This window comes from Dactylosporangium cerinum (assembly GCF_042653625.1).
Taxonomy (GTDB): domain Bacteria; phylum Actinomycetota; class Actinomycetes; order Mycobacteriales; family Micromonosporaceae; genus Dactylosporangium; species Dactylosporangium cerinum.
Genome location: NZ_JBHSIU010000130.1, coordinates 563,611 through 575,151, shown reverse-complemented (window position 1 = coordinate 575,151; position 11,541 = coordinate 563,611). Strand labels below are relative to the sequence as shown.

Genomic DNA, 11,541 nt, shown 5'->3' with positions numbered 1-11,541 from the left:
TGCGAGAGACCTGAGTCAGACGTGCGCCCGCAGTTCGGCGAGGGTGGTGACGCCGAGTTTGCGGCGGATCGCGGCGAGGGTGTCGCTCACCATGTGCGGGGTCAGGAACAGCGCCTGGGCGATGTCGCGGTCGTCGGCGCCGCCCACGGCGAGGGAGGCGATGCGGCGCTCGCCGGTGGTCAGCGACGCCGACGGCTGCGCCGGGACCGGTTCGCCGAGGCCGGCGAGGGCGGCGGCGACCCGGGACCGCAGCGGCGCCGCCCCGCATTCCTCGGCGAGCCGCAGCGCGTCGCGGAGCATCGGTGCGTCGCGGTCGAGGTCGCCGAGGGCGAACAGCGCCCGCGCGTGCTCGAGCCGGGCCTGCGTGCCGGCCAGGGTCTCGACGGCGGCGGCGAGATCGGCCCGGTCCTGGCGCAGCTCGCCCAGGACCCGCAGGGCACGCCCGACCCCGCGCGGCGTACCCCAACGCCGTACATCCGAAATATCGGACAACGCCAGTGACACCGCCTCATCGGTGCGCCCCAGCGCCGCCAGCGCCGAGGCGCGCAGGCCACGCTCCTCGAACCACATCGGATTGCCCGAGTGGCCGGTGCCCAGCAGGGCCAGGGCCCGCTCATGCTGCCCCTCCGCCATCAGCAACGTCGCCGAGGCCTGGTTGAACAGCCGGATGCCGTCGCCGACGCGCGGGCGGCTGCCGTGCTCCTCGACGAACGCCCGGGCCTCGCCCACCTCGCCCCGGTCGACGAGAGCCCGCACGAGGTACGCCTCGCCGTAGGAGATGCCGATCGCGGGCACGCCACCCCAGCGCAGGCTCTGCTCGTTGGCGGCGACGAGGGACGTGCACGCCTCCGGCAGGTCGCCGCGCTGCCATTCCCGCCACCCGCGCCACAGGTGCGTGGCGAGGACGGTGAACAGCGACCCGCGGGTGTGCCCGAGCTTCAGCGCGTCGTCCCACAGCGTGCCGGCGTCCTCGTCGGCCTCCTCGAGCACCACGCCCGCGATGACCCAGAAGAGCCCGGGATCGCCGCGCAGCAGGATCCCGTCGGCGAGCGCGAAGCGGGCCAGCCGCACCGCCTCGGCGCGCCGCTCGCCGTTGACGAAGGCCTGCCAGGCGTGGCACACGGCGAGCATCCGGGCGCCGAGCCCGTCGCCGGAGATCGCCGGCGTCTGCGCCGGGAACGCGTCGGGGGCGCCGCTGTACATGTATCCGGCGATGCGCTCCAGGGCCTGCATGCCCTGCCGCTCGTCGGTGAACGACGCGTCCAGGCGCGCCGACGCCCGGCGCGCGAACTCCGGCGCGTTGCCCTCCGGCCCGGTGAAGATCAGCGTGTGGATGAGCATCCGGGACACCGCCGCGAACGTCGCCGGGTCGGTGATCGGGTCGTCGTACGCGGCCCGCAGGTGCGCGATCGCCGCCGGGCCGTCGTTGAGCGTCTCGACCTGCCCCAGCTGCAGCAGCACCGCCGGGCGCTGCTGCGGCACGGGCGGCTCGGCCAGGGCGCGGCGCAGGTAGGCGGCGGCGCCGTCGGGTGCGCCGCGGTGCAGCGCCGTGTCGGCCGCGGCCCCCAGCACGCCCACGACCCACGGGTCGGCGCGTTCGGGCATCTGCAGCAGGTGCGCGGCGACCTGCTCCGGCGCCGCCGACAGCCCGCTGAGGACCCGGGCGGCCCGCTCGTGGTGCAGCTGCCGCTCGCCGGGCGGCAGGTCCTGGTAGACCGCGTCGCGCACGAGCGGGTGGACGAACCCGACCGGGTACTCGTGCCGCACCACCTCCGCCCGGGCGAGCGCGGCGACCGCCGCCGCCGCGGCCGGCTCGTCCACGCCGGCGAGGGCCGCGATCGTCGGCAGGCCCGCGCCGTCGCCGAGGACCGCGATCGCCCGGGCGACGGCGGTGCTCGCCGCCGGCATCCGCCGCAGCCGGATGAGGACCATGCTGGACACGGCCCGCGAGCCGATCGCGGTCACCGTGCCGACGTGCGCGTCGGTGGGCCGGACCCCGTTGGTCTCCAGGGCCCGCAGCAGTTGCCGCAGCAGCAGCGGGTTGCCGGACGTGGTCCGGTGGCAGGCGGCGACGAACCGGGGCTCGGCCCCGTCGCCGAGCCGCTCCCGCACGAGGTCGGCGACGCCGCCGGCGCTCAACGGCCCGGGCCGCACCGGGGTGGTCGCCGGGTCGAGCTGCAGCTCCGAGATCAGCGCGTCGTCGTCGTACTGCTCCCCGGTGCGCAGCGTCGCCACGAGCAGCACCGGCAGCCCGTCGAGCCGGCGCACCAGGTACGCCAGGAACCGCAGCGAACCCGTGTCGCACCACTGCAGGTCGTCCACCACGATGGTCAGGGGACGCGTCGCAGCGACGTTCGCGGTCAGCCAGTAGAGCCCGTGCAGCGCCGCGAACGTGTGATCGCCCCGCTCGGTGTGCTCGCCCGCGGCGAGCCCGATGTCGAACACGGACGCGGCCGACGCGGCGGCGCCGGCCAGGAGCCGTTCCCGCGCCGCCGGGTCGGTGAGCAGCGCCTCGAACAGCTGCCGCACCACACCGAAGCCGAACTCCTTCTCCAACTGGCTGCCCCGCGCGGTGAGCGTCACCGCCCCGTGACCGTCCGCGATCCGCCGGGCCTCGGTCAGCAGCCGGCTCTTGCCGATCCCGGCCGGCCCCTCGATCATCGCCAGCCGCGGCACCCCACCGAACGCATCGCCGGCCGCGAGCCGCAGGTCCGCAACCTCCTGATCGCGATCCACCAGGTGCTCGTCAGTCATTTTTCGCGGGGGTACCGGCACCCCCTCCGACGGCACGGAAGAGGGCAGACCGGTCGCCGCCTCCGGCGAGGACGTTCCCCCGGAGGTGCGATCCGCTGCCTCGTGGTCCTCTCCCCCGACCGCCGGCCCCGGTGGGACGGCCGCCTCCGGCCGCGGTGGCGCGTCCAGCGTCTCGGCCTGCGCGAGGACCTCGGCCTCCAGCGCCCGCAGCGCCGGCCCGGGATCCACGCCGAGCTGCTCGGACAGCGTCTGCCGGGCCCGCCGCAGCGCGCCCAGGGCGTCGCCCTGCCGGTGGGCCCGGTACAACGCGAGCACCAGCAACCGCCAGCGCTGCTCCCGCAGCGGTTCCTCGGCGACCAGCTGCTCCAGCTCGGGCACCAGCAGCGCGCTGTCGCCCAGCGCGAGCCGGGCCGCGAGCAGCTGCTCCCGGGCGACCTCGCGCAGCTCCGCCAGGCGCGCCACCTCGGCCTGCGCCCACGCCTCGTCGGCGTACTCCGCGTAGGCCGGCCCCTGCCACAGCCGCAGCGCCCCCTCGAGCAGGTCCCGCTGCGTGCCGTGGTCGCCGGTGCCGAGCGCCGCGGTGATGGACCGGTCGAAGCGCCACGCGTCGACCGCCTCCGGGTCCAGCGTCAGCGCATACCCGGGCGGCCGCGACGCGATCACGTTGCCGCGCGCCCGCGCCGTCGCGCCGGGCTCCAGCCTGCGGCGCAGGTGCGACACGTACGCCTGCAGCGCCCCGGCCGCGTTCGCCGGCGACCGGCCGCTCCAGACGCAGTCGATCAGCCGGTCGGTGGGCACCACGTCGCCCCGGTGGAGCACGAGCACCGCGAGCACGGCCCGCTGGCGCCGCCCGCCGAGGTCGACGAACGCGCCGTCGACGGTCGCGGTCATGTCCCCGAGCACACTGACCCAAAGCCTGCCGGACAGCGGCGTGACCTGCACCGATCCTCCCTGACCGCACGACCCGAGCGATCAAGGTACACCGGCCGCCCCGGACGTCTCCTCAGCCGTTCAACCGGATCTGCGCGATCGGCGTACCTTCGAGGGTCGGATCATCACTTGATGAGAGGGTTTCCGCCATGGAGGCACGGTCGCCGCGGATCATCGACGCGAGCTGGGGCCGGCTCGAGGTCGAGGGGCTGGGCGTGGTCAAGGACCTCAAGGTGTGGCCGGGCGGCGGGCGGGCGTGGGACTGGAGCGAGACCGGGACGCGGCACTCCCCCGGCATCCAGGTCGCCGACGCCGAGGAGCTCCTCGAGCACGGCGCCACGGTCGTGGTGCTGTCGCTGGGCATGGACGAGCAGCTCGGCGTGCCGGACGAGACCGTGGACGCGCTCGAGGCGCGCGGGATCGAGGTGCACGTCGCGGAAACCCGCGAAGCCATCGACCTGTATAACAGCCTGATCGGGTCCGCGGCGGTCGGTGGGTTGTTCCACAGCACCTGCTGACGCTTGCAGGCACAGGACGGGGGCGGCAGGTGCAGCGGGTGTCGGTGGTGGGCAACTCCGGCTCGGGCAAGTCCACGCTCGGCCGGGCCCTGGCGGCCCGGCTCGGGGTGCCGTTCGTGGAGCTGGACTCGATCCATCACCTCCCGGACTGGGAGCCGATCGGCGTCGACGAGTTCCGAAAGACGGTCGGTGGGATCGTCGACGGCGACGGCTGGGTGATCGACGGCAACTACAGCGCCGTCCGCGACCTGGTGTGGGCGCGGGCCGACACCGTCATCTGGTTCGACCTGCCCCGGCGCACCGTCATCCGGCAGGTCCTGTGGCGCACGATCCGGCGGGCCGTCACCCGCGAGGAGCTGTGGAACGGCAACCGGGAGCGGCTCAGCAGCCTGTTCCGGCTCGACCCGCAGGAGTCGTTGCTGCGCTGGGCGTGGACCCGGCACCGCGTCTGCCGGGAGCGCTACTCGCGGGCCGCGGCCGAACGCACGGACCTCGAGTTCATCCGGATCCGCTCCCACAAGGACGCGGCCCGCCTCCTGACCGCCGACTGAAAGTTTCGCCCGCTTTTCGGAACAAACCCGCCTCAACGCGGCACGAACCGCTCTCCCGCACCGGACAGCACTCATGGTGCTCGATGGAAGGGAGAGAACATGAGCAGACACCTGCGCTCCGTGCTCGTCACGGGGCTCGCCGCCGTCGGGCTCGTCGCCGCCGCCGGGACCGCCATCCTGGCCGCCGCGACCAGCGCCCACGCCGACACCACGATCTGTGAGAAGTACGGCTCCACGACCATCCAGGGCGGACGGTACGTGGTGCAGAACAACGTCTGGGGCACCGACCAGACCCAGTGCATCAACGTCACGAGCACCGGCTTCAGCATCTCGCAGGCGAACCACAACGTGCCGACCAACGGCGCGCCGGCCTCGTACCCGTCGGTGTTCTACGGCTGCCACTACACCAACTGCAGCAGCGGCACGATCCTGCCGCTGCGGGTCAGCGACTCCCGGTTCGCCACCATCCGCACCAGCGTCAGCATGAGCTACCCCGGCTCCGGCCAGTGGGACGCCGCGTACGACATCTGGTTCGACCCGACCCCACGCACCGACGGCCAGAACACCGGCGCCGAGATCATGGTGTGGGTGAACCACGCCGGCGCGCCGCAGCCCGTCGGCAGCAAGGTCGCGACCGTGAGCCTCGCGAACGGCACGTGGGACGTGTGGTTCGGCAACATCGGCTGGAACGTCATCTCCTACGTGCGGACCCAGGGCACCGGCTCGGTCAGCTTCGCCCCCGCGACGTTCCTCACCGACGCCGTCAGCCGCGGCTACGCCCAGACGAGCTGGTACCTCACCAGCATCCAGGCCGGCTTCGAGCCGTGGACCGGCGGCCAGGGCCTGGCCGTCAACAGCTTCTCGGTGACCACCGACGGCACCCCGCCGACGTCCCAGCCGCCGACCTCGTCCTCCCCGCCACCCAACCCCGGCAACGGCAGGTGCGCCGTCACGTACACGAAGAACGACTGGGGCACCGGCTTCACCGCCGACGTGAAGGTGACCAACACCGGCACCGCGGCCCTGACCGGCTGGACGGTGGCCTGGACGTTCAGCGGCAACCAACGCGTCACCAGCTCCTGGAACGCGACGGTGACCCAGTCGGGCACGTCGGTGACGGCGCGGAACCTGTCCTACAACGGGACGATCCCGCCGGGCGGGTCGACCACGTTCGGCTTCCAGGGCACATATACGGGGTCCAACCCGGCGCCCGCGCTTGCCTGCAGCTGAGCACTCCACGGGGCGGCGCCGCCGGGTCTTCCGGTGGCGCCACCCTCCCGTTGCGGTTCGCGCGTTCCGGTCTTCATGACCTTCAATTTGAAGGTCATGAAGACCGGAAACCGCGGACCGCAACCACCAGCTCAGGAGACATCAGCGACTGCCGCAGCGAGCAACGCCACGCCTTCCTCGATGGCGCGCTCCGACAGCGACCCGTATCCGAACAGCAGCCCCGGCTCCCCCGCCGGATCGATGCGATACCGCCCGACCCCCAGCACCGCCACCCCCCGCGCCAGCGCCGCCGACTCCACCGCGGCCTCGGACCAGCCGGCCGGAAGCCACGCGACCAGATGCTGCCCCGCCGCCACCCCCACCGGCCGCAGCTGCGGCAGGTGCCGTGCCAGCGCGGCGAGCAGCACGTCGCGGCGGCGGCGGTACAGCGGCCGCATCCGGCGCAGGTGCCGGTCGAACTCGCCGCGGGTCAGGAAGTCGGCGAACGTGAGCTGGTCGATGGCCGGTGAGCCGCGGTCGGCGAGGAGCTTCGCCGCGACCACCGGGGCGACCAGCCGGGGCGGCAGGACCATCCAGCCGAGCCGCAGTCCCGGCGCCAGGGTCTTGCTGGCCGAGCCGACGTACGCGACCCGGTCCGGGGCCAGCCCCTGCATCGCACCGACGGCGGCCCGGTCGTAGCGGTACTCGGCGTCGTAGTCGTCCTCGACGACGAGCGCGTCGCGGGCCGCGGCCCAGCGGATCACGGCGGCGCGGGCCGGGGCCGGCAGCACCCCGCCCGTCGGCCACTGGTGCGACGGGGTCAGCACGAGCGCGTCGGCGTCCACGGTGGACAGTGCGGTGACGTCGACGCCGTCGGGGCCGACCGGCACGCCGATGATCGACATGCCGGCCGCGGCGGCCAGGGTGCGGGCGTCGTCGTCCGCGGACGGGTCCTCGACCGCGAGGCGGGTTCCCCCCAGGACCTGGATCAGCAGGTTCGCCGCCTGGGCGTAGCCGGCGCAGATCACGATCGTGTCGGGGTGGGCGTCGGTGCCGCGGACCCGGTTGAGATACCCGGCGAGGGCGGCCCGCAGCTCCGGCGCGCCCTGCCCGCTGGTGTAGCCGAACCGGTCCGTCGGAGCGGTCGTCAGGACCCGGCGGACCGAGCGGAGCCAGGCGGCGCGCGGGAACTGTGAGACGTCGGTCCGTCCGTAGCCGAAGGTGACGGTCACCGCGGGTGCGGCGGGCGGCGCCGGGGCCGGGACCTGGCCGGCCGCACCGGTGGCGATCGTGGTGTACCCGCCGGAGCGGCTGGTCAGGTACCCCTCTGCGGTCAGCTGCTCGTACGCGGTGACCACCACGCCGCGGGAGACGCCGAGGGACGCGGCCAGGGCGCGGCTGGGCGGCAGGGCGCTGCCGGGGGCGAGCCGCCCGCTGCGGATGCCGGCCCGGATCGACGCCTCGAGCTGGCGGTGCAGCGGCCCGCCGCCGGTCCGGTCGAGCTCCACGAGGAGGTCCGCGGCTGAATTGGTCTTCTCCCCCGCCATGGAAACGGACCTTATCGCAGGGACCAATCGGCGGGGAAGCTCGACGCATGACGATGACAGGGACAGCAGAGGTGCTCCGCCCCGGCGACCGCGGCTACGACGAGGCCCGGCAGGTGTGGAACGCGATGTTCGACCGCCGCCCGGCGATGATCGTGCGGTGCCGGACGGTCCAGGACGTGGTCGGCGCCGTCCGCGACGCCCGCGAGCGGGACCTGGAGGTGTCGGTGCGGTGCGGCGGGCACAGCGCGGCCGGGTTCGGCGTCACCGACGGCGGGCTGATGATCGATCTGACCCCGATGGGGCTGGCGAGCGTCGACCCGGCGCGGCGGCGGGCATACGTCCAGGGCGGCGCGCTGCTCGGCGCCCTCGACGACGCCGCCCAGCGGCACGGCCTCGCGACCACCGCGGGCAACGTGTCGCACACCGGCGTCGGCGGCCTCACGCTGGGCGGCGGCATGGGCTGGCTGGCCCGCCAATACGGCCTGGCCTGCGACAACGTCATCTCCTACGAGCTCGTCACGGCCGCCGGGGAGGTCATCCGGGTCAGCGCCGACGAGCACCCGGACCTGTTCTGGGGGCTGCGGGGCGGCGGCGGCAACTTCGGCATCGTGACGGAGTTCGAGTTCGCGCTGCACGACACCGGCACCGAGGCGCTGGTCGTCGAGTCCACGTTCACCGGCGACCGGCGGCACGCGGCGATGCGGCGCTGGCGCGACGAGCACCTGACCGCGCCCCGGCAGGCGACGTTCACCGCGTCGGCGGCCCCGGGCACGCTCACCCTCGGCTACGTGTGGACCGGTCCCGACACCGGCTACCGGCCCACCTTCAACAAAGGTGGCGATGAGCGGCGGATGCCGATGTCGTACCTGCAGCTGCAGCGACGCGACGACACCGACGGGCGGCACGCACTGCGCCGGTACGGCCGCTCCCACTACCTGAAGTCGATGCCCGACGCGGCCGTCGACGCGTTCATCGCCGCCGGTGAGCACTGCGGCGCCGGCCTGCAGGGGTACGGCGGCGCGATCGCCGACGTGGCCGAGGACGCGACGGCGTTCGGGCACCGCGACACGATGTTCGAGTTCGGCGCCGGCTCCTCATGGACCGACCCGGCCGACGACGACGCCCGCCGGGACCGCGCGCGGGCCGCGGCGGCGCTGCTCGAGCCGTTCACCGCCGGCGTCTACGTCAACTCCCTGGGCGACGAGGGTGCCGCCGGGGTGCGCCGCGCGTACCCGCCCGCGAAGCTGGCCCGGCTGACCGCGCTCAAGGACCGCTACGACCCGGCGAACGTCTTCCACCTGAACCAGAACATCGCGCCGACCCGGAGCCTGTCGTGATCACCATGTCCGACACCATCTGGGACTCGCGGTCACGAATCTCCCGCGGACGGAAAACGGGTTAATACGGATCGCGAAGAAATACTAGGCTCGCGGCGATGGCACTCGTGGAGGCTCGACAACTGACCAAGGTGTTCCGCAGGCCGGACAAGGATCCGGGGATGCGGGGGGCCGTCAAACATCTCTTCGTGCGGCGGTTCGTGGACAAGACCGCCGTCGACCACGTCGATCTGTCGATCGAGGCCGGTGAGGCCGTGGCGTACGTGGGGCCCAACGGTGCTGGCAAGTCGACGACCGTGAAACTGCTCAGCGGCATCCTGGAGCCGACCTCCGGTGAGGTCCGCATCGACGGGCTGTCGCCGCAGAAGGACCGCATCGCGGTGTCGCACCGGATCGGGGTGCTGTTCGGGCAGCGGACCCAGCTGTGGTGGGACCTGCCGGTGTCGGAGTCGCTGGCCGTCCTGCGCGACGTCTACGGCATCGACCACGGCACGTACCGCAACCGCATGGCCAGGTTCGAGGAGGTCCTGGAACTCGGCGAGGTGCTGCCGGTCCTCGGCCGGAAACTGTCGCTCGGCCAGCGGATGCGGGCCGACCTCGCCGCAGCGCTGCTGCACGCCCCGCCGGTGGTCTACCTGGACGAGCCGACGATCGGGCTCGACCTCGCGGTCAAGGACCGGGTCCGGGAGTTCTTCCGCACCGTCCGCGACGAGGGCACCACGGTCATGCTGACCAGCCACGACCTCGGCGACATCGAGGGCTTCTGCCGGCGGCTCGTCATCATCGACGAGGGCCGGATCATCTTCGACGGCGACCTGGAGGCGGTGAAGGACGCGTTCGCCCGCGAGCGGATCCTCAACGTGCAGACCGAGACGGCGGTGCCGCTGGACGACGTGCGGACCGCGCTGCCGGGTGCCGTGATCGAGGCCGGGGAGACGCCGCTGCACTTCGGGGTCCGTTTCGACCGGTTCACGATGACCGCCGGGCACGTCGTGTCGGCGCTCGCGCCGCTGGCCAACCTCGTCGACTTCAACGTCGACGAGCCGTCCATCGAGGACGTCATCCGGCGGGTGTACAGCGGCGAACTGGTGCTCCAGCCGTGAGGCCCTACACCGCGCACGCCCGGGCCGCGGCGCTCAGCGCACTGGCGTACCGGGGCAACTTCCTGCTGTCCCTCGGCGGGGCCGCGGTCCAGCTGATCGCGCTGCTGGCGGTGTGGCAGGTCCTGCTCGCCGACGGTCAGGTCGGCGGGTTCGACTGGCCGCACATGCGGGCCTACCTGGTCGTCGCGTTCGCGTCGGCCACGCTCGTCGGCACGTTCGTGGACTTCCGGATGTCGCACCGGATCCGCTCCGGGCTCGTCTCGCTGGACCTGGTGAAGCCGGTGGACTACCAGCGGGCCCGGTTCGCCGAGACGGCCGGCGGGGTGTGGATCGAGGCCGTCGCCGTGGTCGTCGTCGTGGCGATCACCGTCGCGGTCGGCGGGGCCCTCGACACGCCGCCGGGGCCGATGCTGGGCCTGTTCGCCGCCAGCATCGTGCTGCTCGTGCCGTTGAAGTTCTCCGTGTCGTACCTGAGCACCCTCGTCTGCTTCTGGACGGAGAACTTCGTCGGCGTGCTGTGGGCCAGGCAGGCGCTGACCGGGCTGCTGTCCGGGGCGCTGGTGCCGCTGGCGTTCTTCCCGGGCTGGCTGGCGACCACGGCGCAGTGGTCGCCGTTCGCGGGGTTGACCTCGACGCCGGCACTGATCTTCATCGGGCAGGCGTCGGGCACGCACGCGGTGCTCCTGGTCGCCACGCAGCTCGGTTGGGTGCTCGTGATGTGGTACGGCGCCCGCCTGCTGTTCCGGCGGGGGCTCCGCCGGCTGACCGTGAACGGGGGATGAGATGCGCACCATCCGGCTGTACGTGCGGCTGCTCGGCGCGCACCTGCGCTCCCTGCTGGAGTACGAGAGCGACTTCTGGATCATGATGGTCGGGACCGCCATCATGCAGGTCGTCAACGTGGTGTTCCTGGCGGCGATCTTCGCGAAGGTGCCGCACATCAACGGCTGGTCGTTCTGGGCGGTCGTGGCCATGTTCGCGCTGGTGGCGATCGCCGAGGGCGTCGGCTCGCTGTTCTTCGAGGGCATGTGGAACCTGGCCTGGCAGATCAACCAGGGCGACCTCGACTACATGATGGTCCGCCCGTACCCGATCGTGCTGCAGGTCAGCAGCATGCAGATCGGCGTCAACGGCATCTCCAACATCGTCACCGGCGGGCTCATGCTCGGCTTCGCGATCGCCAACCTCGGCATCGACTGGACCGTCGGCAGGATCGCCGGCGGCGTCATCGTGCTGCTGTCGGCGATCGCCGTGAAGGTCGCGATCAACCTCGCCACCAACTCGGTGTCGTTCTGGATGCAGAGCCCGAGCCCGCTGTTCGCATTCGCCGTGCACCAGGTCGGCGACCTGGCCCGGTTCCCGCTGTCGATCTACCCCCTCGCCCTGAAGGCGGCGCTGGGCTTCGCCCTGCCGTTCGCGTTCGTCAGCTTCTTCCCCGTCACGTTCGTGCTCGACACGGGCGACGCGTGGGTTGGCCTGCTGACCCCGGTGGTCGCCGCCTACTGCCTGGCCGTGGCCTGGTTCGTCTTCTCGCGAGGCCTGCGCCGCTACGAGAGCGCCGGCAACTGACCAGTGGAGACCTGCGCCACATC

Annotated in this window: 9 protein-coding genes; 7 read left to right on the top strand and 2 right to left on the bottom strand. The window is 72.9% G+C overall.

Annotation, left to right across the window (positions count from 1 at the left end; all coding sequences use genetic code 11):
* Positions 1-15: 15 nt before the first annotated feature.
* On the bottom strand, positions 16-3,696 hold the full coding sequence (locus ACFPIJ_RS60490) for a BTAD domain-containing putative transcriptional regulator (protein ID WP_380128621.1): 3,681 nt from the start codon (positions 3,694-3,696) through the stop codon (positions 16-18).
* Positions 3,697-3,833: 137 nt separating this feature from the next.
* Here ACFPIJ_RS60490 and ACFPIJ_RS60485 point away from each other — a divergent pair, with 137 nt between their 5' ends.
* The 3 genes from ACFPIJ_RS60485 to ACFPIJ_RS60475 all read left to right on the top strand — a co-directional run bounded on the left by ACFPIJ_RS60485 (position 3,834) and on the right by ACFPIJ_RS60475 (position 5,983).
* The gene (locus ACFPIJ_RS60485; protein ID WP_380128620.1) at positions 3,834-4,202 is read left to right on the top strand and encodes an Mth938-like domain-containing protein; all 369 of its coding nucleotides are present in this window, start codon (positions 3,834-3,836) and stop codon (positions 4,200-4,202) included.
* A 38-nt stretch (positions 4,203-4,240) separates the two neighbouring features.
* Positions 4,241-4,753: a shikimate kinase gene (locus tag ACFPIJ_RS60480; protein ID WP_380128619.1), complete on the top strand. Its 513-nt coding sequence runs from the start codon at positions 4,241-4,243 to the stop codon at positions 4,751-4,753.
* A gap of 99 nt (positions 4,754-4,852) precedes the next feature.
* A complete protein-coding gene (locus ACFPIJ_RS60475; protein ID WP_380128618.1) occupies positions 4,853-5,983 on the top strand; it encodes a glycoside hydrolase family 12 protein in 1,131 nt (376 codons plus the stop codon).
* 131 nt (positions 5,984-6,114) lie between these two features.
* Here the strand turns inward: ACFPIJ_RS60475 and pdxR are convergent, their stop codons facing one another.
* Positions 6,115-7,509: a MocR-like pyridoxine biosynthesis transcription factor PdxR gene (gene pdxR, locus ACFPIJ_RS60470; protein ID WP_380128617.1), complete on the bottom strand. Its 1,395-nt coding sequence runs from the start codon at positions 7,507-7,509 to the stop codon at positions 6,115-6,117.
* A 47-nt stretch (positions 7,510-7,556) separates the two neighbouring features.
* On the opposite strand from pdxR, the gene ACFPIJ_RS60465 reads away from it, so the two are divergent.
* The 4 genes from ACFPIJ_RS60465 to ACFPIJ_RS60450 all read left to right on the top strand — a co-directional run bounded on the left by ACFPIJ_RS60465 (position 7,557) and on the right by ACFPIJ_RS60450 (position 11,518).
* Complete coding sequence (locus ACFPIJ_RS60465) at positions 7,557-8,846, top strand: FAD-binding oxidoreductase (protein ID WP_380128616.1); 1,290 nt, start codon at positions 7,557-7,559, stop codon at positions 8,844-8,846.
* 98 nt (positions 8,847-8,944) lie between these two features.
* Positions 8,945-9,949, top strand: coding sequence for an ABC transporter ATP-binding protein (locus tag ACFPIJ_RS60460; RefSeq protein ID WP_380128615.1), 1,005 nt, complete (start codon positions 8,945-8,947; stop codon positions 9,947-9,949).
* Positions 9,946-10,731 carry an ABC transporter permease gene (locus ACFPIJ_RS60455; protein WP_380128614.1) on the top strand — a complete coding sequence of 262 codons (786 nt, stop codon included), beginning with the start codon at positions 9,946-9,948 and terminating at the stop codon, positions 10,729-10,731. Before ACFPIJ_RS60460 ends, ACFPIJ_RS60455 begins: the two co-directional genes overlap by 4 nt.
* A 1-nt stretch (position 10,732) precedes the next feature.
* Complete coding sequence (locus tag ACFPIJ_RS60450) at positions 10,733-11,518, top strand: ABC transporter permease (protein WP_380128613.1); 786 nt, start codon at positions 10,733-10,735, stop codon at positions 11,516-11,518.
* The last annotated feature ends 23 nt before the right edge of the window (positions 11,519-11,541 follow it).

Bases quoted from the DNA above. Each gene is read 5' to 3' on its own strand.
- ACFPIJ_RS60485 (WP_380128620.1), top strand. From the start codon at position 3,834: ATGGAGGCACGGTCGCCGCGGATCATCGACGCGAGCTGGGGCCGGCTC.
- ACFPIJ_RS60475 (WP_380128618.1), top strand. From the start codon at position 4,853: ATGAGCAGACACCTGCGCTCCGTGCTCGTCACGGGGCTCGCCGCCGTC.
- pdxR (WP_380128617.1), bottom strand. From the start codon at position 7,509: ATGGCGGGGGAGAAGACCAATTCAGCCGCGGACCTCCTCGTGGAGCTC.
- ACFPIJ_RS60465 (WP_380128616.1), top strand. From the start codon at position 7,557: ATGACGATGACAGGGACAGCAGAGGTGCTCCGCCCCGGCGACCGCGGC.
- ACFPIJ_RS60460 (WP_380128615.1), top strand. From the start codon at position 8,945: ATGGCACTCGTGGAGGCTCGACAACTGACCAAGGTGTTCCGCAGGCCG.
- ACFPIJ_RS60450 (WP_380128613.1), top strand. From the start codon at position 10,733: ATGCGCACCATCCGGCTGTACGTGCGGCTGCTCGGCGCGCACCTGCGC.